The organism is Paenibacillus enshidis, from assembly GCF_042136365.1.
In the GTDB taxonomy this organism is placed as follows: Bacteria; Bacillota; Bacilli; order Paenibacillales; family Paenibacillaceae; genus Paenibacillus; species Paenibacillus enshidis.
The window spans coordinates 36,709-58,799 of the sequence record NZ_JBHHMI010000024.1 but is presented as its reverse complement, the minus strand read 5'-3'; the positions used below and the strand labels follow the sequence as shown (position 1 = coordinate 58,799).

Sequence of the window (22,091 nt, the reverse complement as noted above, 5' to 3'; positions counted from 1 at the left end):
TCGCACGCCAACCGGTTCAGCCTCTTGCGGCTGCGGCCTGATCGCAGGGTTTGAACGAGGAAAGGTGAGCATAAGGTGCGTCGCTTGATCGGTGTGGGTTAGCATGAACGAGGACAGCGGAAAAATTCAGGTTCAAGCGGCAACGAGGACCAGGGTCTTTTTATTTTTTTCGGTGCCTTGCTCCGCTCCCTCCTTCTCTCTCGGTCGGTTTCATCACCTAAACGCTCTGCTTTCTCCAAAGAACGTCTCATGACCTCGAACCGATGTGCTTCTCCATAAGGCACGATCCAAAAGATAATAGATCCATTCGATGGTCCTGAATCGCGTAACAACAGGCATTTTCGTGCCTCATTTGATCCGTTATTTTCTTTAGCGTGCCTAAAGTGTATTTTCGGTTCCGGTTTTCTGTTTTTCTGTACCTGATCCAACGGGATAATCGTGCAAAGCTCCTGAAAAGAGAGTATCACATGTCTTGCCACGATCGGCAGGCGGCCCGACTGTCCAGCACTAGAAGGAGAGTCGAATTCCTAAGAACCCAGTAGCTACAAAGGTTGAAGTGGATCTGGGCTCTGCGAAAGTTGAGATATTAGTACTTCGATAGATGTTTTTGTTATACCAGAAAAGAGGTGGATGATAGAATTACATTTGTCATATAAATGTCTGAACATTCGCTATCAGCATGTATATTTGAGAGGAGAATGGAGAAATGAACGACAAAAACCTGCTGCTGAAGGCCTTCAATGAGGCGGAATATCGTCTGCCTGGTCATGGCAAGCGAAATGTTCAGGTGCTCAAGGATGCGCTGGATGTAGTGGAAGACACGCTGGAAAGCGACCATTACGGAGCGGGACAGGTCATTGAGGATTTTCAGAACAAGATGGCCGCCATGCTGGGTAAGGAAACAGCCGTGTTTTTTCCCAGCGGAACGATGGCCCAGCAGATTGCCCTGCGGATTTGGTGTGACCGAAAAAAGCTGAAAAGAGTTGCGTACCATCCCTTGTGCCATCTGGAAATCCATGAGGAGGGCGGCTTGAAGGAGCTGCATCATATCGAGAGTGTGCTGCTCGCAGACAAAGACCGGCTGATCCAGCTGGAGGATGTCCGGCAAATGCCGGAGGACATCGCCTGTCTGCTGCTTGAACTTCCGCAGCGTGAAATCGGTGGACAGCTGCCCGAGTATGAGGAGCTTGAAGCTATATCGGCATACTGCCGCAGCAAGGGCATCAAGCTGCATATGGACGGAGCGCGTCTGCTGGAGGTCACGCCGTATTATCAGAAGACAGCCGCAGAGATCAGCAGCCTGTTCGATAGTGTATATATATCGGTCTATAAAGGCATTGGAGGGATTGCAGGGGCTGTATTGGCGGGGGAACGCGACTTTATCCAAGAGTCCAAGGTGTGGAAAAGGCGTCATGGCGGTGATCTGATCAGCCTGTATCCTTATATCCTGAGTGCTGATTATTATTTCAACCTGCGGCAGGACAAAATGCAGCAATATTACCGTGAAGCCAAGGAACTGGCTGCCTTGTACAACGAGTGTCATGGCATAACCACTCTTCCGGAGGTGCCTGTATCCAACATGTTTCATGTTCATGCCCATGTGCCGAAGGAGAAGCTTGAGCCTGTGCTGGTGGAGATTTATAAAGCGACAGGGGTCGGCCTGACCGGTTATCTCACTGCTGCTGACACTTCATGCCAGTATGAGGTCAGCATCGGGGACCGGTATGCGGAAATGCCCAAAGAGAAGCTTAAGGCAGCATTTCAAATGCTGGATGAGAAGCTTCGTACATTATTAGGGTAAATCGTTTAATTTAGCAGAGGGGCGAATATCCATCCGCCCCTCTTGCTTGTTGATCAGGAAGAGTTCATCAGCAGAACCGTCAGATCGTCCTGCCTTCGCCTTAGCACTTGCGGTGTCCAGGTCGAATTTTGCTCGATGAATATTTTGTTGGCCCGGAACGCGTCAATTCTGTTTTTTAAATAAATGGTCTTCTTCTTCTCAAAATCCTGGTTGCTTAAAGCGCTGTTCTTCTTCTGGCTGATCAGCACCAGGTTAGCGAGCCGGTTTGTCCAATATCTCCGGTCCGCTTCACTGAAGTCCTTGACCCATTGGCTGTTTCTTGGCGGATTTTGTGGCAGTACATGCTCCACTGTAATGTACTGGTAATTGGATAAATGCACCGTGTTGTCTCCCGACAAAAATTCGATCTTCAGAAGCAAATACCGGGTGTATTGCTTTTTGTACACATCTCCCTGGATGTTTCTTCTGAACTCCTCTGCATCAATCTTGAAAAGGGCGGGATTGCCGAGCAGATCATGCAGACGGCTTTCCGGGGTTTGGTCAATGGCTTTCAAAATGTTATTCATAGCCTCCAGCCGGGTGGTGGGCGTCACGCCGCATACCCAGTCGCCGGTGAATTTGTACTCCAGCTTCTTCAGAAATTCTCCCAGCCGGCCCAGACCGAATTTGGCATAGTAGTGCATCAATGGGGGCACCCATTCCTCTGAACGGAAGCCGATCTTCATGATGGTCAGCAGATTCTTAATACTGTTGTTTAAATGCTCGTTTTGCAGCTCAATGATCTGTTCATAGATGTCGTTATATTTGTTAACAAAATCGAACGTTTCTTTCCCTAAACGGAGCAGGGGGAGCTGCGAAGAGCCCAGGTGATAGATCTTGTCGTTGAATTCCTCCAGCAGATTGGCCCGGGCCTTTTCCTGAACCAGAATGCTCCTTAAGAATTGCAGGAAACGGTCAAAATCATGTCCATGCTTGCCTTCGATTTCTTCCCATATTTTCGCATACTTGTTCTTTTCCCTTTCCGTCGGCAACGCCCCAATGTTCTGCGATTTCAAGACATCGGCGTTGGTCAGCGGGATGCCGCGGTTATTCAGAATCGTGAACAGCCGGAACGCATCCTCCGTATTCTCCGTGGAGACGTAGATGAAGAGGGCCCTGTTAAAGACAAACTTCAGAAACTCCTCCAGGCTGCCTGTTTGCTTCTGCCGCAGGAAGAACTCACGCATAACCAGTGCGCTGTTAGCCATATTCGAGATCGACAGGTTGTCATTGCTGCTGTCCGCGTACAACTTCAGTGCAGCCGTTTGTGTCGTGCCTTCCGGCTGGATGATAAACCCGTGAATAAACCCTTCCACATTATCCCTGATTTTGTAAGTAATCCTGGACCGGGATGGAATGTTCTCCAGAATGTTTTCTTCCTGATAAATCTTTTTTTGCAGTGTGTTCTTAAACTGCTGATTGCTGATGATATCCCGGAGAACAGCCAGCATGATAAAGAGGGTGGTTAGCCGCTGCTGCCCGTCCAATACCTCGTATTCAGGGAAGCTGCTCATGTTGTATCTTTTTAACACCAAGGTTCCCAGGAAGTAATCCTTATCCGGCTTATGAATAAATGCAAAATACAGATCCTCCAGCAGCTCGATGATATTGTCCGTTTTCCACACGTAGGACCGCTGATATTCAGGGATCAGAAACCAGAAGTTTTCCGAGAAAACCTTCTGCAAAAACTCCTTGTCCGCTTCGATAGTTCCTGCCGGCAATCGTGTTCACCTTCCTTAAGTATAAAATGGTCCAGGCCAAAATACCGTTATGTAAAAAACCGGTTCAAGAAGGAAATCCGGTTACCAAGATGGAAAATAAAAACACCCGCTCCAATTTTGCAATCAGCACGGATGTCATATGTATGGACTTGTTATTCAATTGTTCCCCTTGCACAGCCACGCCAAAAATGAGATTCTATCTATAAGCGCTTGGTCTTACCTATAATGCTGCAGGGTGCAGGACCATACTCCTATTCTAGCACAATAGTTTCCCATAAACCATAATATTCAAAAAAAACAATGACATGTAATGTAAGCGCATCAATTTACAATAAATGTATTCATTTTCCTGACAAGCTGCTGCCAAATATGTTAGAGTTCATTCTTTCAAATATTTGGAATAAACCGGCCAAGCCCGAATACATTCTTAATATAATCTATCAGAGAGGGAATGATTGTATTGAGAAATGTAAGCATGGGGCTTGTTACAGCCAACGGCATTGAATTTGAGGGCCTGTACTATTCCTGCCAATTGGCGATTTCAGAAAACTGGTTTGATATGGCAAGAGTCGAGGGTGATTGGAAAATACTGGTTGTATATAATACCGGAATGGATGCGACCATTGAGGTTTTCCATACCCCGAGTGGAAAATGGGTGATAGCCAGAAATATACCCGGCTCCGCCCCGGCGCCCGGACATGCGGAAGGTGAGCATATCCGGCAAAGCCTGAACAAGCTTGCGAGATCAGGAGAATTGCAGCCGGCTGCAGAACTGGAATGATCCAGCGGAAAAAAGAGAGGGGCAAGCCCAGGGCTTGCCCCTCTCTTCCATTTGACTGCAGTCGCAGTTGTAGTCCTTCTCCCCACTTATCCCCCCCAAATAAATTCCACCACATTGCTGGGCTGGTTGCCGATCAGCAAGCGGTTGTCAACCGGCTCAAGATGATAATCAAGCACAGAGCTCATATAAAACTTTTCGATTTCCGACTCCTCATGGATGTCCATCCGGAAGGAGACGTCCAGCAAGTCCCCGACAGGCATATTTCGCAGAATGACCGTAATGACATTCATCGCATCCGTCTCCAGCGGGACATGAATCCCGTTGATGATAAAGCTCCCCGGCACCAGACGGGCGCACTGCGGCAATGTGGTCCGGTACTGGACATACATGCAGGTCGTCGAACCGGTATTGGTGATGACCGTCCGGCTGGTGACGATGTCTCCCAGCTTGACAACGTCATGGTCCGCAGATTGATCCAGCTTCATTACAGCATCCCGACCCAGCACCCGCTGGGCGATCAGGTAGGGATGAGGCGACTCGTTACGCACACGGGGGTATAACGGCTGATTTTTCAGGCCCTTTTCCAGTGCGAAGGTGTCCGGGTAGGTCTGATGTGTGGTTCCTTCAAGTACATGCAGCTCGGAGGCCAGGGACAGGCTGGTCGTAATTTCTGGCAGCCCGGCCAACCAGGACTCCCATAACGGAGCCTCCGGCTCCGATTGAACATGAAGCGAGAGATGGCATGGCGGAAGGAAGGGGCAGTTGTAGATGACTGGAAGATGCCAGACCAGCGAGTCGGGATCACCGGATTTAGGGGTAATGGAATATTCAGAATCAGAGTTCATCTGTACAAAGAATGTAATGTCCTTCATATGAACATAACGCCCGGTGGATCTGTCCTGAAATACGGATTCCAGCTCCACCGTCAGTCTGTCGCTCCCTGTCACAATCTCCACTGCGGATGCTGGCTGCTCGGAATACCAGATCAGAACTGCCCGTACGATGCAGTAGCTGAGATCTTCTATATGGAGCAGCGTGCTGTGTCCCTCCGTGTTGGAGACCCATGTCATGCCCAGGCGATCCGCCTTGTCGAATAATTCCATGTCCACTCAACCTTTCTATCCGGATTCAAAGCTGGTTCATTCTATGTGAAGGAAACATGATAAAGACCACGATCCCCTGAAAAAGAGAAGGGCGGTCTTTGTCCCTGGTCCTTTTTAAATGAAATGTCTTGTCAACAGGCATCCTTCCGCAGCATCGCGCTTATAAATATAGGGGAACCGGCAGAGAAGTCTCCGTACACATGATTTTGCGTGCAAGCATACGGATAAACCAGGAAAGCGGGGCGATGTTATTCTGATCAGTATTGTAATTTTAACCCGGAATCAGCTGGCGCTGACCCAGGCGTGTCTTGAGAGCATTCGATGCCACACTCGGGAGCCGTATGAGCTAGTTCTCGTCGATAACGGCTCCACGGACGGGACACTGGATTATCTGCGCTCGCAGCCGGATGTGAATCTTATTGAGAACGGGGAGAATAAGGGGTTTGCCAGGGGATGCAATCAGGGATTTGAGCGCTCAAGCGGAGATTACATCATGTTTCTGAACAACGATACGGTGGTGACCGAGAATTGGATGACCCATCTGCTGCGGGCGCTGAATGATGATTCCAGAATCGGCATGGTCGGCCCTGTGACCAACTACTCCAGCGGTCACCAGCAGGTCAGTGTGTCGTACAGCACACTGGAGGGGCTGGACGACTTTTCGAGACAGCATCAGGAAATCTATGCAGGCATCTATTCCGAGGTCCGCAGACTTGTCGGATTCTGTTTGCTGACCAAAAGGTCTGTGCTTGAGGAAGTCGGTCTGTTCGACGAAATATACGGGCTCGGCAATTACGAGGACGATGACCTGAGTCTGAGGCTTCTTCGCAGCGGATACGGCATGCGGGTGGCGCTGGACTCCTTCATCCATCATGTCGGTCATGCGACAACCCAGAATGAGCTTCCTGGCAGCAACCTTGCGCAGCTGCTGCATCGGAACGCCGAGATCGCAACCCGGAAATGGGGGAGCAATATTCATCAGCTTATTTATCAGCCGGAGATCTCCGTTGCGGCCTGTCTGGTGGTCATGAACGCGGAAGGCATTTTACCCCGGACCCTCGAATCCTTGACGAATGATTTGGAGAAAACCATCGTGGTCGATCTGGGCTCCACAGACTCCACCAGTGACATCGCCCGGTCCTATTCCGCTGAATTTTATTCCTTGACAGAGGCTGGCAACAAGATCCACACCGCTTACGACGCCTTTGAAAACATGAAGTCCGAATACGTGCTGTGGTTATATCAGGGCGATGTGCTGTCAGACAAGGACATTCGCATCCTGCGTGCGCTGAAGCTGTCAACGGAAGGCAGTCCGGACATGATTACCGTCGATTTCTGCGATGGTTTGAACAAAAATGAGTATTTAGCGCCTATCGCGCAGCGTTATATGATCAAGCGCGATCTGGCGGCCCGTAAATTGTCGACCATACTATTCGGGGTTACGGTCGAGAAACCATCCTGATCGGGAGAGGAGCGTGAAGTACAGGTGATAGAAGAAGGGTTGTTGTCCCTGTGTATGATCGTCAAGAACGAAGAGAAGTGGCTGCCGCGATGCCTGGAGAGCGTTAAGGGCGTGGTGGATGAAATCATTATCGTCGACACCGGGTCAACAGACCGGACGAAAGAGATCGCGCAGGAGTTTGGAGCGGCCGTCCATGATTTCGAATGGAACGACAGCTTTGCGGATGCGCGGAATTACGGACTGGAGCAGGCCAAGGGAGAATGGATCCTCTGGCTGGATGCTGATGAAGAGGTGGATGCAGAGGGCAGGGAGCATCTGCGGGACGTCCTTTCACAACAGGAGTGCTTCTTCGGCCGGATCAAGGTTGTGAATTATTATGGAACCTTCCCGGTGAGCTATGACCGCTCCCATATTATGAATCAATACCGCCTGTTCCGTAACGATCCGCAGCTGCGTTTTGCGGGGGCGATTCATGAGCAGTTGGATATCGAGGCCCTGGACCTGCCCAGGAATTCCGTATTTATGCTGCCCGTGACCCTGCATCACTACGGTTATTTGGAAGAAACCGTCGAAGAGAAAGGCAAGAAAGAACGGAATTTGCGGCTGCTGGAAAAAGCGCTGGAGGCCGAAAACCATGATCCATGGCTCGATTATCATTATGCAAGCGAGCTCTACCGCAGCGAGAAGTTAGCTGAAGCCTTTGAACGGGTGAATGTATCGATTGCAAGCTTTCTGAAATCCCGGAGAAAACCGCCTTCCTTATTTTATAAGCTGAAGTATTCCATACTTATGGCCCTTGGCAGCTATGAGGGCGGGTGGCCCGGCATTGAGCTGGCCATCAAGCTGTATCCGGACTATGTAGACCTGCACTTTTATAAAGGTGTCATTCTGATGAGCATGCAAAAATTTACCGAGGCCATCGAAACCTTCGAGTATTGTCTCACGCTGGATGAAGATCATCCTTCCTATCTGACCATGGTCGGAACGGGCAGCTTCCTGACCTGGTATTATATCGGCAGCTGTTATGAGCTGATGGAGAATCTGCCCAAGGCGGAGCAGGCCTACCGCAAATCGCTGGAGCTGTCGGATACGATGGAGCAGGCCAGGGAAGCGCTGCAGAATCTGGGTGTAGCCGGATCTGCCCCAGAGAACTGAAGAGGAGAGTCACGATGATTACAATTAGCTTATGTATGATTGTGCGAAATGAAGAAGAAGGATTGGACCGCTGCCTTTCCGCCATCCGGGAAGCAGTGGACGAGTTTGTGATTGTGGATACCGGATCGACCGACCGCACGAAAGAAATCGCCGCGAAATATACGGAGCATGTCTATGATTTTACATGGGTCGACGATTTCGCCGCCGCCCGCAATTTTTCCTTCAGCAAGGCGACGAAGGAGTTCATCATGTGGCTGGATGCCGATGATGTGATCGACGAGGCCAGTGTGAAGAAATTAAAGGAGCTGAAGCGTACCCTGGCTCCGGAGATTGACCGGGTGACCATGCCGTATAATCTGGCCTTCGACGCTTCAGGCAACGTGACGTTCAGTATGCGCAGATTCCGGCTGGTGCGCAGATCCCGCAATTTCAAGTGGGAGGGGCCGGTGCATGAGCTGCTGATCACGGACGGACCTATGCTCAATAGCGATGTGGCGGTGGCTCATTTTAAGGATAAGCCGCATACAGACCGCAATCTGAAAATTTATCTGGCCCGGGAACGAAGGGGGGAGCAGTTCACGCCGCGCGATCTGTACTATTTCGGCAATGAGCTGCGCGATAACGGACGGAACGAGGAAGCAATTAAATACTACAACAAATTTCTGGATACGAGGCAAGGGTGGGTGGAGGATAACATCCAGGCCTGCCTGAAAATGGGGGATTGCTACAATAGAATGGAGCGGTATCAAGAAGCTGTCGCCGCTATGAGCCGGTCGCTGTGGTATGATGCGCCAAGGCCGGAATATTGCTCTAATCTGGGCGATATCTTTCTGCATTTGGGCCATCATCAGGTGGCCATCTACTGGTATAAGCAAGCGTACCAAATGGAGGTGTCGGCGGAATCGATGGCGATGACCAGCAGGATGATCACCACCTGGTATCCTCATCTGCAGATTTGCCTCTGTTATGACAAGCTTGGGCAGCAAGAGCTGGCCAGCGAGCATAACGAGAAAGCGCTGGCCTTCAACCCGCAGCATCCGAGCATGCTCTATAACCGCAAATATTTCATGGGTGTACTGGGCTCGCGTTTTGTCAGGGGAGAAGGCACACCGGAGATTGAGAAAGCATAGTATAACCTAGAAAGTGAGTAACTCTTGAATAAAGGTTCAGCGTGTGGAAGCGCCCACGAGGTGCTTGCCGCGCTGGACATTTTTTCAAATCTGCTTCAACAGACAAAAAAACGACTGCCAGCGACCATTTCGTTGGCAGTCGTGTAAAATCATTGTTATGTTGAACATGATCGTCGGGACAGGACGATTAACGGTATGTAGTGTTAAATGTACCCTCACCTGATGTTGGGTCAGGCGGATAAGTCGGGGTTTCGTTTGAGCCAGGAGAGATGCTGGACAGCACGGTTTCCAGCTTCATTTGCAGCAGCAGTTCCTTGCGAACGACCTCTGTCAGCGTCTGGCGCACACCCTTGCTGACCTTCAGGATGTCGTCAATCGAGGCGGCTGTGCCTGTTCCATGCAGAGTGCCGACAACATGCTGGATATTCTCGGCTTCGGCGTTAATGATATGGCTGAGGCTGATTTCTTCCATCGCCATGGACACGAGCAGCAGGTTGACGGCACCGCTGTGGTCGACTGTGATCGTAGGGGTGATATTCGGAATAGTAGGATAAGACACAGGTAAATTCCTCCTTAAAATGTGTTATGGTCGCAATGATACGTAAATGGCTTCACCTCCCCATAGGGTAAACGCTACTATCGATGGTTTAGTATATAAGCTGCTCCACTTGTACTATTACCCCTCTTATAAATAAAAATCAATAACACATTCAGCAAAAGCTACATACATTATCCTAGGACTTAACCCACCCCGCCGGATTAAGAAGTTATCGCAAGAGAGAGGATGTGTAAAAATGTCGCAGGCAAACATTCCCAATATTACACCTTACATTTCTCTTACAAGAGACGGAGCAATAGACCTGATATTGTCATCGATCGCCATGCAAGAGCTTGGGCTGAGCCATATCATCAATGCCGAAGCAGAGAAGATTCAGTACGCGTTGGGCACGCTGCCGGGAGGCGGCCTCAATCCACCGCCGAGTCTGGATGAAATTACAGCACTGAACTGTAATGTGCGCGAGACGCTTAGTGAAGTGATGAAGACGGAAATGGTTCTTCAGAACAAGATGGATTCATTGAAGAATTTTGTGAAATGCGCGAATGGCGCCAAGGGTCCAACAGGTCCGCAAGGCCCAGCAGGCCCAGCAGGTCCGGCAGGTTCGCAAGGTCCAGCAGGTCCAGCAGGTCCGCAGGGTCCAGCAGGTCCGCAGGGTCCAATAGGTCCACAAGGTGCAATAGGTCCGCAAGGTCCAGCAGGTCCAGCAGGTCCAGAAGGCCCGCAAGGTCCAGAAGGCCCGCAAGGTCCAGAAGGCTCGCAAGGTCCAGCAGGTCCGAAAGGCGATCAAGGTCCGAAAGGCGATCAAGGTCCGGCAGGTCCACAGGGTCCGCAAGGGCCTCCAGGACAATGCGAATGCAAAAAATGCTGCTGCAGAAAGTGCCATTGCAACTGCTGCATTTGCAACCAGTGTGTGCCAAGCTGCGGTAAAGTGTATCTCACCTTGCCGACAGAAAGCGATGTATCGGATATGACCTATAATGAAGATGAGGTCATCATCCACAATCCTGGAATGTACTATATGGAATGGAATGTCTCGCTGGGCCCGTCGCAGCCATCGCCATCACTGTTCTCGCTGCTGATCAATGACCAGCCTTACAGCGGGTCGTCGACCTATGCGAGCTACGGCATCCTTTCCTCCAGCAGAGTCGGTTATCTGAACGCAGGAGACCGGATCAGCATCTCGAACCGCTCCGATTCGGAACGCTACCTGCAGAGTGCGATCGCAGGCAACACGGCAGGCCATCTGTCCATCTTTATGATCAGCCAGTGATTTCCATGCACATATATATGTATATGCAGCCACAGGCCCGCACAGAACGGCAGCAGCCCTAAGATGGATCATCATCACTCGGAAATGGACTATTGAGGGCGCCTCAGTAGTCTGTTTTTGGTTATAACTCCTTTTTGTAAGGCATATATATGTGTCAGAAGAGTATCCATTTCGCATTTCCAGCAAGTCGCAAGTCTGTCCCTGGGCAGGGGATGGGTTTATTTATGCAGCGGAAGGTTGTCGAAAACGTGAAACATCAGGATATTGAATTGCAAGCGCTGACCCAAGCGATGGACAATACGGATAATCGTCGAATATACGAGCGCTATCTGGCTGTAAAGCTGTATCTTGAAGGGGAAAATTTCACGTCCATCGCCAGGTCGCTGGGGCGTACAAGACAGACGGTCAAGAGTTATATTGACATTTATCAAAGCAAAGGAATCGATGGGCTGAGCGAAGCCTATTATGCCACGCTTACCCGCAAGCTTAGCGCTTCACAAGAGGCCGAATTGAAGGCATTGCTGGCGCGCAAACGTCCGCTTGATGTGGGGCTGGGCGATTATTATTGCTGGAACAACAATCTCATCAAGCAATGGATCATGAGGGAGTATGGCCAGTCCTACAGCAAACGGGGCATAAGCAAGCTGCTTCAGCGCTGGGGCTTCCATTCTACGAAAGCGAATTTTACGATCGTTTCAGCTGATCCGATTACGGATATACGCTGTACAAGAGTGACGTTTCCGACGCTTAAGTCCATGATCAAGCATGCCGGGAAAGGCCGCATTGTGTACGAAGACCAGTCCCTGATGCTCCCCTATTATCTTCTCCAGCATGGCCGGTACCTTGAAAAATCGGACAGCTGGAACGTGTTCACCCATGAGGGTCAAGGGAAACTGCGCTTTTTGGACGGCATCCGTTTTCTGAAGAACGCTTTGCGCGATCACCCTGCAGGAGCTCTGTTTGCGGTAATGGGCTTTAACCGGCTGGAGCATGTAAACGGCTTCGAACCTTATTTGCGAAAAAATCCGCGCCTGACACTTATCTTTTTACCTCCCTACACCCCGAATCTGGACCCGGCCGGCAGCAGCAAGGAAGAACCTCAGGAGAATGATTAAGACAGGGATACCTGGAGGGTTTCTTCAACATGCACTGGAGAAGCCCTCTATTTTCGTGAGCACAGTGGCTGCAAATAGATCGACCCGGCAGCTTCGGGCGACATTATAAAGGGGGTTGTACACCACCTATGAACGATACAACCGCAACGATTTTCGGAGCAACCTATCTGCGAATTTCACGGAATAAAGGCGAAAACGAGGATACCTTGCAGAATCATCGCGAAATCATGGCATCGTTCTGTCGGCAAAACGGGTACAGCTACGAAACCTATGAAGAGATTGTAAGTGGTGGGAAGTACGAGCTTGAAGAAAGACCGCAATTGCAACGGCTGCTGAAGAATATAGAAAAATACCGGGCGATTTTTACCGTGTCACTGGACCGGCTTTCGCGGAACGGACTGATATCCCAGCAAATCAGGCAACTGTGTATGGAAAATGGTATCAAGATCATCACCCCCTCCCAGACCTTCGATTTGTGCAATTCCCTGGAAGACCGTGTGCTGTATGATGTAAGCTCCATATTTGCCACGCTGGAATACGAAATGATCGGACGCAGGAACCAATACAATACAACGCAGCGGGTCCGGCGCGGGGAGTATGTCAACGGGAAACCCGCTTATGGCTATAGAAGAAACCATCTCACCCGTAAACTGGAAATCCATGAACCGGAAGCAGAGGTTGTACGTTATATCTTCAAGCTTCACAGCGAAGGCTTGGGCGTGCGAAAGATTACCGACATGCTCAACAGCGAAGGTTATAAACCCCAGCTTGGCCACAGCTTCGCGACGGCCACTGTGAGAAGGATGCTTGGAAATCCGGTCTACAAGGGGTGTCTGGTCATGCACGTCCGCAAACGAGTCAAGGAGAACGGAAAGTATGCCTTCAAAGTGTCGGACGTGATCATGACGGACAACGCCCATCCGGCCATCATTCCTCCCGAAGAGTGGGAGCAGGCCAACCGGGAACGTACGCAGCGCAGCGAACAGGCTATGATCCTGCGCGAGAAAGCCGCTGTCAAGTCGGGCACCGCCATGCTGAAGGATCTGCTCTTTTGTGGAGTATGCGGCAGGAAGCTTGTCATCAAAAAAGAAAGAAACAGAGCTCATTTCTTCATCAGGCGCTGCGAGCACCTGCTGCCGGACAGTGGGGATCCGTGCGGGAATCACGGCATGAAACTGAAGTTCCTGGAAGAAGAAATTCTGTTGCAGATCCAGGCATACCGCCAGCGGCTGCGGCGGGAACTGTGGCTTCTGAAGCGGCAAGAGCTGCTCAATCCGTGCTCCGAACTCCGGGAACAGCTCGTTCACCTGGAATACGAGATGAATGAAAACAGGAAGCAGCAAGCCAATCTGCTGGAGCTTGCAGCGCAAGCGATTTTCCCAGACGATGAGTTAAAGGACATGAAAAAAAGTCTGCTGGACCAAGAGAATGCTTTGCGGGAGATGAAGGAGACAGTTCTGCAGCACATACGGGAGTTTGAGGCCTTCTCCGCGCGGGAGCAGGTGAAAGCTATCCTGACTTTGCTCGATCAATTTCCCTTCCAAACGCCTGAAGAGCAGAACATCACTTTGAAGCAGTTCATCCGGCGGATCAATTATACAAGGGTATTCCCTGACGAAATCCAGGCTCTGCATGAAAGAACCCGTGAACGTGAGCAATATCCGTTCCGCTACACGATTGAGTACTTTTGAAGCCCCGAATGAGCTTCAGGGCGAACCGGAAAGGGACAGTTGGGAGGCAAACACCATGAATGAAGAAACCGGGATCTTTGGAGCAACCTACTTGCGTATATCACGGGATAAGGGGGAGAACGAAGATACGCTGCAGAACCATCGCGAACTCATGCAGGGCTTCTGTGCTGAAAACAATTACAAATTCGAGCTATACGAGGAAATTGTGAGCGGAGGCAAGCACAATCTGGAAGCGCGTCCCGAGCTGCAGAAGCTGATCGGCCATATTGGACGCTATCAGGCCATTTTTGCGGTGTCACTGGACCGTCTTTCACGAAACGGAGTAGTCTCGCAGCAGATCAAGAAGCTTTGCATCGAACATGAGATTAAAATCATCACCCCTTCCCAGACATTTGACCTGGCCAACTCACAGGAGGATCGGCTGCTGTACGATGTGAGCTCTTTCTTCGCCATACTGGAATATGAGATGATGGCCCGCAGGAACAAGCTCAATAAAATTCAGCGCGCCAGACGGGGAGAATATGTGGTTGGCAAGCCTGCTTACGGATACAGACGGAATCCGGAAACGAGGAGACTTGAAATCCACGAACCCGAGGCCGAGCTGATACGGTACATTTTCAGGCTGCATCAAGAAGGCTTTGGCAGCCGTAAAATTGCGAACATTTTGCAGCGCGAAGGCCATAAGCCGTCACGGTCGGATACATACTGGCCCTCAACCATCAAGAGGATCCTCCAGAATCCCGTGTATAAGGGAACCGTGGTCTTTCAGAATTACAAACGGGTCAGAGAAAACGGGGAGTACAGATATGAGGTAATGGATAAAATCATCACGGATCATGCCCATCCCGCCATCATTCGGCCGGAGGAGTGGGAGCAGGTCAATCAGAAACATGCGGAACCCGGTACGCAGACCATCCTCACCCGTGAGAAGCAGGCCGGCAAAACAGGAGTTACGATGCTCAAAGACCTGCTGTTCTGCGGGATATGTGGCAGAAAGCTGGTCATCCGCAAGGAAAAGCACGGGATATATACGCTCAAGCCTTGCGGTTATATTTTGCCTGATCGCATGGAGAACTGCTATAACCGGGGAATACGACTGGAGTTCCTCGAAGAAGAAGTGGTCATGAAGATTCAGGCCTACAAGCAGCGGCTTGAGGCCGACCTTCTGTATTTGCTGCAGCAAGAGCATGAACAAATCTCCGCCGGCCTCCAGGAGTCTCTGGCACGGAATGCAGCCCAGCTTCAGAAAATCGAACGGCAGCAGTCCAACCTTGTACGGCTGGCACCGTCCGGGATTTTCTCGCACGAAGAGCTCAGCAGCAAAAGACAAGCCTTGGCGGAAGAAAGTCAAATGCTGCTGGAAACCAGGGAGAAGGTGCTGCAGCAAATGCGGGATTTGAATGAGCAACCTTCTGCGAACCGCCTGATGCATACGATCCGGATGCTGGAGGAGTTTCAATACCAGACGGCGGAAGAACAGAACGAGACCTTGAAGCAGTTTGTCAAACGAATCCGCTATATGAGGACCATGCCAGAGGAAATCCGGAAGCTGTCTACCCGGAACCCGGAACGTCAAGTCCATCCCTTCAGTTATACCATTGAATATTTTTAAGTATCTAGCCGCTCTTCTTTATAAACCCGTGAATATTACTGTGTGTTTGCCGATTTCATGCTGCGAAAGTTAAGTTAACTCATTTTATGGACTCCACCGAATTATCCGTGCTTGACAGTCAAGCCAATAACCGATCATGGCAAGGCGTGTGACTCGCTGTCCGGTGACTTTGCACGATTATCCCGTTGGATCAGGTACAAAAAACAGCGACCCGGCGGCCGAAAATACTTTAGGCACGTTAAAGAAAATAACAGATCCAACGGAGGCACGAAAAATGCCTGTTGTTACGCTGTTTAGGACAAGGGAGAGGAGCAAGGACCCGAAAACATAAAAGGCCCGGGTCCTCGTTGTCGCTTGAACCCGAATGTTTCCGATGTCCTCGTTCATGCTGACCCACACCGATCCAGTCACGCAATCAGTCAGCGCGCCGGAATCGCCACACCCATGTACAGCAACTTCTGCCACATCGTTTCTTCCTCTAGCCCTCCAACCCTCAACTCCCGCATTCTGAGCAAAAGGGATAATCGTGCAAAGCTGTATGGAAAGGCACCAGACAACACACCAACCTCACTCTGGCTACCAGACTCGCCGAACTGTGATAGAATGTGAGGTTCGCGTTGTCCACAAAAACCAAGATTTTTATTAGCTCGGTTGCCCAAGATTCGCTAAGACGAGTACGGGAAAGAATGTATGATATCCTGCTTGATCTTGGGCACGAACTGGTGCTGTTTAAACGTAATTTTGGAGCCTGGGATTCCCATACTAACCCAGTTCAAAAGTGCGGGAGGAGGACTATGGGTATGTGAAGGAACCAAAAGGGTCTTTCTATAATTGCTCGGCTGTAACCCTCTGACTGAAAAACAGTCAGTTCATCAAAGAACGTTTTGCTGAAGCTTTTAGAAGATAAATCAACAGTGATTTCGGACTCATAAACTCGACCCAACTGTTGTCCTCGGGGAACAACCGGCAATTCAGGCAGCCAGGGAATTGGACAGCCTTTCTCCTCATACACTGTATTACCACACAAGGGGAGGGGCAGCATCATGGGGGAACACAGGAAACCGGTACAGCATAAGAACAGCATCAGACCGAAAGGATACGGTGTTGAACTGAATGAACCTGATATTCGTTTAATGGCACAAGCGTTTATCAATTTATACAAGAAGGTCGGACGCCAAACGCAGAAGGCAGACCATAGCCGGCACAAGCAAAATCCCCCCTGGCAGGCATAACCGCCACATCGGCAGCATATAGGTGTGGACTTTTTGTCGTCAAAACGATCGGTGCTGTTACGAAGCGGTCAGGCTTGTTGACACGGCGCAATAGCGGGCGCGCCTTCTTTCCCCATTTCCTTTCCATCTATTTTTCCAAAATCGGCCGAAATCGGACGAGTGCCTTAACACTGTTGAATTAGGGCTGGAATATATTAGACTATCAGAACCGAAAGGGGAGATAGAAGTGTCTCAATCCAATGTGCCGAATATTACGCCAACGATCACTGTATCAAGAGATGATGCTATATCTTTAATTGTTGCCTCCATAGCTATGGAAGAACTGGGACTCAGCCATATATTGAATGCTGAAGGCGAGAAGCTTCAATATGTGCTGGGGACCTTGCCTGGTGTGTCAGCACCGGTTGCTTCCATCAGCGATTTATTGGCAGTTAATGAAAGCATTCGGAAAACGTTGCAAGAAACGATCAATAAAGACTGGGTGCTGAGCAACAAACTGGAAACGGCTTTGGCTGCTACGAATCTTGTAGGGCCAGCGGGCCCGACAGGAGCTACAGGAGCGACGGGCGATACCGGAGCCACGGGAGCGACAGGGGATACCGGAGCTACAGGAGCGACGGGCGATACTGGAGCCACGGGAGCGACGGGCGATACGGGAGCCACGGGAGCGACGGGTGATACTGGGGCCACCGGAGCGACGGGTGATACTGGAGCTACGGGAGCGACGGGTGATACTGGAGCTACGGGAGCGACGGGTGATACTGGAGCTACGGGAGCAACGGGCGATACTGGAGCTACGGGAGCGACGGGCGATACGGGAGCCACCGGAGCAACGGGTGATACCGGAGCCACCGGAGCGACAGGTGACACTGGAGCCACCGGAGCGACAGGTGACACTGGAGCCACAGGAGCGACAGGCGATACTGGAGCCACCGGAGCGACAGGTGACACTGGAGCCACAGGAGCGACAGGCGATACTGGAGCCACAGGAGCGACAGGTGACACTGGAGCAACAGGAGCGACAGGAGATACTGGAGCCACAGGAGCGACAGGTGACACTGGAGCAACAGGAGCGACGGGCGATACCGGAGCCACAGGAGCAACGGGCGATACTGGAGCCACGGGAGCGACGGGCGAAACCGGAGCTACAGGAGCAACAGGCGATACGGGAGCCACAGGAGCAACAGGCGAAACCGGAGCCACGGGAGCGACGGGCGAAACTGGAGCCACAGGAGCAACAGGCGAAACTGGAGCCACGGGAGCGACGGGCGAAACCGGAGCTACAGGAGCAACAGGCGAAACTGGAGCGACAGGAGCGACGGGCGAAACTGGAGCCACGGGAGCGACGGGCGAAACTGGAGCCACGGGAGCGACGGGCGAAACCGGAGCCACGGGCGATACGGGCGCCACAGGAGCGACTGGAGAAACCGGGGCCACCGGAGCGACGGGCGATACGGGCGCCACAGGAGCGACCGGAGAGACAGGGGCGACAGGAGCGACTGGAGAAACCGGCGCCACGGGAGCAACGGGCGAAACCGGGGCGACAGGAGCGACGGGCGAAACTGGAGCCACGGGAGCAACGGGCGAAACCGGGGCTACAGGAGCAACAGGCGAAACCGGCGCCACGGGAGCAACGGGCGATACGGGCGCCACAGGAGCAACAGGCGAAACTGGAGCCACGGGAGCGACGGGCGAAACCGGAGCGACGGGCGATACGGGCGCCACAGGAGCGACCGGAGAGACAGGGGCTACAGGAGCGACTGGAGAAACCGGCGCCACGGGAGCAACGGGCGAAACCGGGGCGACCGGAGCAACAGGCGAAACCGGGGCTACAGGAGCGACTGGAGAAACCGGCGCCACGGGAGCAACGGGCGAAACCGGGGCTACAGGAGCGACTGGAGAAACCGGAGCCACGGGAGCAACAGGCGAAACCGGGGCTACAGGAGCAACAGGCGAAACCGGGGCTACAGGAGCGACTGGAGAAACCGGAGCCACGGGAGCAACGGGCGAAACCGGGGCTACAGGAGCAACAGGCGAAACCGGAGCCACGGGAGCAACAGGCGAAACCGGAGCCACGGGAGCGACGGGCGAAACCGGAGCTACAGGAGCAACAGGCGAAACTGGAGCAACAGGAGCAACGGGCGAAACCGGAGCTACAGGAGCAACAGGCGAAACTGGAGCAACAGGAGCAACGGGCGAAACCGGAGCCACGGGAGCGACAGGCGAAACCGGAGCAACCGGAGCCACGGGGGCAACCGGAGCGACTGGAGAAACCGGCGCCACGGGAGCAACAGGACAAACTGGCGTCACCGGCGCCACTGGCCCAACAGTGACCAGTAACAATCTAACTGCTACGACGAACCGAACTCCAGCTGGTCCTATAGTGGCGCCAGCCGGTATTATACCGCTTGATAATGATACTACAAACGGAACAGCAATTAATCGCAATGGTGATACGATCACTCTAGCTCCGAACCAGCAGTATTATGTTTCATATAACACGAATGTGTATACACCGACTCCAGGAATTTATGCTGCAACACTCAGACTGGATGGCTCGCCAATTATAGGAACACAATCAAACGTTGCCATAACTAACCCGCCTGCCGATCCAACCCTTGAAAATTACAATCTCTCTGGAGGATCTATTGTGAGTAGCGGTGCAACGACCGGTAATTTGACACTGACTAGCGAAGGAAATATAACCACCAGCTTTAACAATATTGCTGTATCTGTTATCAAGCTAGCTTAATCAAGCATCATTATTGGTTGCCCTTCGGACGCTTATGCCGTTCCGAAGGGTGTTTTTTTAGGCCGTCCGGAGAATTGTGGCTTGTCATATGAATTCTATGTTGGTCTGAGACGGGCCATCCTGGAATACAATGGAGTGACAGATGAATATGAGACTGCACATCACACATTCCTGAACGAGGGATGTATCCACAGTAAAGAGGTGTTCTTATGGATAAACCAAGCATCTCGTTATGCATGATCGTGAGGAACGAGGAAACATATCTTCCGAAATGTCTCGGCAGTGTCCAGAGAATTGTGGATGAAATCATTATTGTGGACACCGGATCAACGGATGATACGGTTGCGATTGCGAAGGCTTTTGGAGCCAAGGTCATTCAGATGCCGTGGCAGGACAGCTTTGCGGACGCCCGCAACCGGAGCTTCGATGAGGCGACAGGGGACTGGATCCTCTGGCTGGACGCCGACGAAGAGATGGATGTAGATGAAGCAGACAAACTCAAGGAGCTGCTGACCCGGGATGCGATCCGTGAGCAGCGGGTCGAGGGCATTCAATTTGTGTTCTGCAACCATCTTGAAGGAGGCGGCCTGGAGTACAATTATTTGCACCGAATGGTGCGGAACCGGCCGCAATACCGCTTTGAAGGGAGGATTCACGAACAGATTCTGCCCAATATGCTGGATTTCGATCCTCATATACAGCTCGGACAGGTGGATATTCATGTTCATCATTACGGTTATCTGGCCCAAAATGTAGTTGATCAGGATAAAGTCCGCCGCAATGTAAAGCTGCTTCAGCAATCCGTGGCGGAGTATCCGGAATATCCGCATTATTTTTATTATCTGGGCGTTGAGCTATACAGAATGAACGATCTGGAGGGAGCTCTCTACCATTTTAATGAATTTTTGAGCAGGGCGGGAAATTCCGGACAGGGGATACTGGCCAGTGGGCACAAATACAGGCTCATTACTCTGGCAGACCTGGGGCGTTATCGTGATCTGGTTCATACCTGTATGGAAAGCATTGCCTGTTTTCCCGGCTTTACGGATTTGTATCATTTAAGTGCGATTGGCCACGATGCTTTGGGGGAAACCGGCAGGGCCATTGATACATTGCGGAATGCGCTTCGAATTGGTCCGGCCGAGGAGGGATATCCGAGCATAGCGGGACACGGGACATATCTAACATGCCGGGATCTCGGCCAGCTGTACGCATCCTCTGGAAATGCAAAGCACGCGGACCTGTATTTTACCCTGGCAAGTCTGATGGCCGGTGATACAAGGGTTGCATTTCAGGAACAACCTCATCTTTAAAGGTTTAAAAGATAACATTCAAGATCAGAAAGTGAAGTGGGAATATGCTTGTACATAAAGCCTATAAATTTCGCATCTACCCCAACCAGAATCAGGCTGTTCTCATCCACAAGACAATAGGCTGTTGCCGTTTTGTATTTAATCACTTTTTGGGATTATGGATTGACACCTACCGCAGCACAGGAAAAGGATTATCGTATGCCACATGCTCCGCTAAATTAACGAAATTGAAGCAAGAACTCGTCTGGTTAAAGGAACCGGATAAGTTTTCCCTGCAAAATGCCCTAAAGAATCTGGCGGATTCTTTTGGTCGATATTTCAAGAAACAAAATAATGCCCCCCGATTCAAGAGCAAAAAGAATCCTGTCCAGTCCTATCAAACCAATTACACCCATGGCAATATTTCGATCCAAGGCAACAAGTTGAAACTCCCCAAATTAGGGTGGGTGAGGCTTGCCAAGTCAAGAGAAGTGGAAGGTCGCATTATCAATGCCACGATCAGACGTAATCCTTCGGGCCAATACTTTGTTTCGCTATTAGCAGAAACAGACGTAAAGCCCCTGTCAAAAACAAACCAGGAAGTAGGCATTGACGCTGGTTTAAAAGATTTTGCGATCCTGTCCAGTGGCAAAGTGTTCGAGAATCCGATATCCCTGCGGAACATGGCACAAAAGCTCGTTCGTGAACAGCGCATTCTTTCCAGACGTGTGGAAGGTTCTTCGAACTGGAATAAACAACGGGTAAAGGTAGCTCGCATTCATGAAAGCATGGCCAATGCCCGAAGAGACTATCTGCACAAGATTTCAACGCATATTGTCAAAAACCACGACCTGATTGCGATGGGAGATTTGCAGGTGTCCAGCCTGATGAAGAATCACAAACTGGCCAAAGCCATTGACGAAGTGTCCTGGTATCCATTTAGAGTGATGTTGGAATATAAGGCCAAGTGGTATGGACGCAGGATCGTTGCCGTAGACCGAACCTTTGCCTCTTCTCAGCTTTGCTCATGTTGTGGATATCACAATCATGAGGTCGAAGATCTTCGTCTGCGGGAGTGGGTATGCCCGGGATGCCACCATCATCATGATCAAGCTCTCAATGCAAGTAAGAACATTCTTGCCGAAGGCAAAAGGCTCCTGTTCCTGTCTGACTAGCGAAGTAACCGCAGGAACTGCGGGGATAGCTTGGTAGTACATCATGTACGAATTCTGTTCAGTAGAACGGACTACCCAAGAATCTCGTGGCTTTAGCCATGGGAGGTTCAAAATGCCATACAAAAGCAGGGAACAATCTCCTTATCCTGGGCATATATTAGGGGTGATAACGAACTCTTAAGGCATCTGACAAGATCGACC

At 51.1% G+C, this 22,091-nt stretch carries 17 protein-coding genes; 13 read left to right on the top strand and 4 right to left on the bottom strand.

Annotated features, from left to right (window positions below; genetic code table 11):
• Positions 1 to 706 precede the first annotated feature (706 nt).
• Positions 707 to 1,801: a threonine aldolase family protein gene (locus ACE41H_RS20235; protein ID WP_375357371.1), complete on the top strand. Its 1,095-nt coding sequence runs from the start codon at positions 707 to 709 to the stop codon at positions 1,799 to 1,801.
• Positions 1,802 to 1,854: 53 nt separating this feature from the next.
• Here the strand turns inward: ACE41H_RS20235 and ACE41H_RS20230 are convergent, their stop codons facing one another.
• Positions 1,855 to 3,561, bottom strand: a complete 1,707-nt coding sequence (locus tag ACE41H_RS20230; protein WP_375357370.1) for a DUF262 domain-containing protein — start codon at positions 3,559 to 3,561, stop codon at positions 1,855 to 1,857.
• Between the two features lie 460 nt (positions 3,562 to 4,021).
• Between ACE41H_RS20230 and ACE41H_RS20225 the strand changes: the two genes are divergently transcribed.
• Positions 4,022 to 4,342: a hypothetical protein gene (locus tag ACE41H_RS20225; protein ID WP_375357369.1), complete on the top strand. Its 321-nt coding sequence runs from the start codon at positions 4,022 to 4,024 to the stop codon at positions 4,340 to 4,342.
• Between the two features lie 86 nt (positions 4,343 to 4,428).
• Here ACE41H_RS20225 and ACE41H_RS20220 read toward each other — a convergent pair whose 3' ends face one another.
• Positions 4,429 to 5,445 (bottom strand): hypothetical protein, encoded by a 1,017-nt coding sequence (locus ACE41H_RS20220; RefSeq protein WP_375357368.1) that lies wholly within the window; start codon positions 5,443 to 5,445, stop codon positions 4,429 to 4,431.
• A gap of 250 nt (positions 5,446 to 5,695) precedes the next feature.
• On the opposite strand from ACE41H_RS20220, the gene ACE41H_RS20215 reads away from it, so the two are divergent.
• The 3 genes from ACE41H_RS20215 to ACE41H_RS20205 are packed head-to-tail and all read left to right on the top strand — an operon-like array spanning position 5,696 to position 9,192.
• Complete coding sequence (locus ACE41H_RS20215; protein WP_375357372.1) at positions 5,696 to 6,907, top strand: glycosyltransferase family 2 protein; 1,212 nt, start codon at positions 5,696 to 5,698, stop codon at positions 6,905 to 6,907.
• A gap of 24 nt (positions 6,908 to 6,931) precedes the next feature.
• The gene (locus tag ACE41H_RS20210) at positions 6,932 to 8,062 is read left to right on the top strand and encodes a glycosyltransferase (RefSeq protein ID WP_375357367.1); all 1,131 of its coding nucleotides are present in this window, start codon (positions 6,932 to 6,934) and stop codon (positions 8,060 to 8,062) included.
• Positions 8,063 to 8,076: 14 nt separating this feature from the next.
• Positions 8,077 to 9,192: a glycosyltransferase gene (locus ACE41H_RS20205; protein ID WP_375357366.1), complete on the top strand. Its 1,116-nt coding sequence runs from the start codon at positions 8,077 to 8,079 to the stop codon at positions 9,190 to 9,192.
• Between the two features lie 187 nt (positions 9,193 to 9,379).
• Here ACE41H_RS20205 and ACE41H_RS20200 read toward each other — a convergent pair whose 3' ends face one another.
• Positions 9,380 to 9,751 (bottom strand): alpha-helical endospore appendage domain-containing protein, encoded by a 372-nt coding sequence (locus ACE41H_RS20200; RefSeq protein WP_375357365.1) that lies wholly within the window; start codon positions 9,749 to 9,751, stop codon positions 9,380 to 9,382.
• Between the two features lie 235 nt (positions 9,752 to 9,986).
• On the opposite strand from ACE41H_RS20200, the gene ACE41H_RS20195 reads away from it, so the two are divergent.
• From ACE41H_RS20195 to ACE41H_RS20180, 4 genes are all read left to right on the top strand, one after another.
• Positions 9,987 to 11,021, top strand: coding sequence for an alpha-helical endospore appendage domain-containing protein (locus tag ACE41H_RS20195; protein ID WP_375357364.1), 1,035 nt, complete (start codon positions 9,987 to 9,989; stop codon positions 11,019 to 11,021).
• A 224-nt stretch (positions 11,022 to 11,245) separates the two neighbouring features.
• Complete coding sequence (locus ACE41H_RS20190) at positions 11,246 to 12,136, top strand: helix-turn-helix domain-containing protein (RefSeq protein WP_375357363.1); 891 nt, start codon at positions 11,246 to 11,248, stop codon at positions 12,134 to 12,136.
• A gap of 128 nt (positions 12,137 to 12,264) precedes the next feature.
• Positions 12,265 to 13,827 carry a recombinase family protein gene (locus tag ACE41H_RS20185; RefSeq protein WP_375357362.1) on the top strand — a complete coding sequence of 521 codons (1,563 nt, stop codon included), beginning with the start codon at positions 12,265 to 12,267 and terminating at the stop codon, positions 13,825 to 13,827.
• A 55-nt stretch (positions 13,828 to 13,882) separates the two neighbouring features.
• A complete protein-coding gene (locus tag ACE41H_RS20180; protein ID WP_375357361.1) occupies positions 13,883 to 15,439 on the top strand; it encodes a recombinase family protein in 1,557 nt (518 codons plus the stop codon).
• Between the two features lie 177 nt (positions 15,440 to 15,616).
• Here the strand turns inward: ACE41H_RS20180 and ACE41H_RS20175 are convergent, their stop codons facing one another.
• Positions 15,617 to 15,904 carry a hypothetical protein gene (locus tag ACE41H_RS20175; RefSeq protein WP_375357360.1) on the bottom strand — a complete coding sequence of 96 codons (288 nt, stop codon included), beginning with the start codon at positions 15,902 to 15,904 and terminating at the stop codon, positions 15,617 to 15,619.
• Positions 15,905 to 16,482: 578 nt separating this feature from the next.
• Between ACE41H_RS20175 and ACE41H_RS20170 the strand changes: the two genes are divergently transcribed.
• From ACE41H_RS20170 to tnpB, 4 genes are all read left to right on the top strand, one after another.
• Positions 16,483 to 16,671 carry a hypothetical protein gene (locus tag ACE41H_RS20170; RefSeq protein ID WP_375357359.1) on the top strand — a complete coding sequence of 63 codons (189 nt, stop codon included), beginning with the start codon at positions 16,483 to 16,485 and terminating at the stop codon, positions 16,669 to 16,671.
• 226 nt (positions 16,672 to 16,897) lie between these two features.
• Positions 16,898 to 19,423: a beta strand repeat-containing protein gene (locus tag ACE41H_RS20165; RefSeq protein WP_375357358.1), complete on the top strand. Its 2,526-nt coding sequence runs from the start codon at positions 16,898 to 16,900 to the stop codon at positions 19,421 to 19,423.
• Positions 19,424 to 19,632: 209 nt separating this feature from the next.
• Positions 19,633 to 20,736: a glycosyltransferase gene (locus tag ACE41H_RS20160; protein WP_375357357.1), complete on the top strand. Its 1,104-nt coding sequence runs from the start codon at positions 19,633 to 19,635 to the stop codon at positions 20,734 to 20,736.
• A gap of 44 nt (positions 20,737 to 20,780) precedes the next feature.
• Entirely contained in the window at positions 20,781 to 21,890 is a 1,110-nt protein-coding gene (gene tnpB / locus ACE41H_RS20155) for an IS200/IS605 family element RNA-guided endonuclease TnpB (protein ID WP_375357356.1), read from the top strand.
• Positions 21,891 to 22,091: the final 201 nt, after the last annotated feature.

Bases quoted from the DNA above. Each gene is read 5' to 3' on its own strand.
- ACE41H_RS20235 (WP_375357371.1), top strand. From the start codon at position 707: ATGAACGACAAAAACCTGCTGCTGAAGGCCTTCAATGAGGCGGAATAT.
- ACE41H_RS20220 (WP_375357368.1), bottom strand. From the start codon at position 5,445: ATGGAATTATTCGACAAGGCGGATCGCCTGGGCATGACATGGGTCTCC.
- ACE41H_RS20205 (WP_375357366.1), top strand. From the start codon at position 8,077: ATGATTACAATTAGCTTATGTATGATTGTGCGAAATGAAGAAGAAGGA.
- ACE41H_RS20195 (WP_375357364.1), top strand. From the start codon at position 9,987: ATGTCGCAGGCAAACATTCCCAATATTACACCTTACATTTCTCTTACA.
- ACE41H_RS20190 (WP_375357363.1), top strand. From the start codon at position 11,246: ATGCAGCGGAAGGTTGTCGAAAACGTGAAACATCAGGATATTGAATTG.
- ACE41H_RS20185 (WP_375357362.1), top strand. From the start codon at position 12,265: ATGAACGATACAACCGCAACGATTTTCGGAGCAACCTATCTGCGAATT.
- ACE41H_RS20180 (WP_375357361.1), top strand. From the start codon at position 13,883: ATGAATGAAGAAACCGGGATCTTTGGAGCAACCTACTTGCGTATATCA.
- ACE41H_RS20170 (WP_375357359.1), top strand. From the start codon at position 16,483: ATGGGGGAACACAGGAAACCGGTACAGCATAAGAACAGCATCAGACCG.
- ACE41H_RS20160 (WP_375357357.1), top strand. From the start codon at position 19,633: ATGGATAAACCAAGCATCTCGTTATGCATGATCGTGAGGAACGAGGAA.
- tnpB (WP_375357356.1), top strand. From the start codon at position 20,781: ATGCTTGTACATAAAGCCTATAAATTTCGCATCTACCCCAACCAGAAT.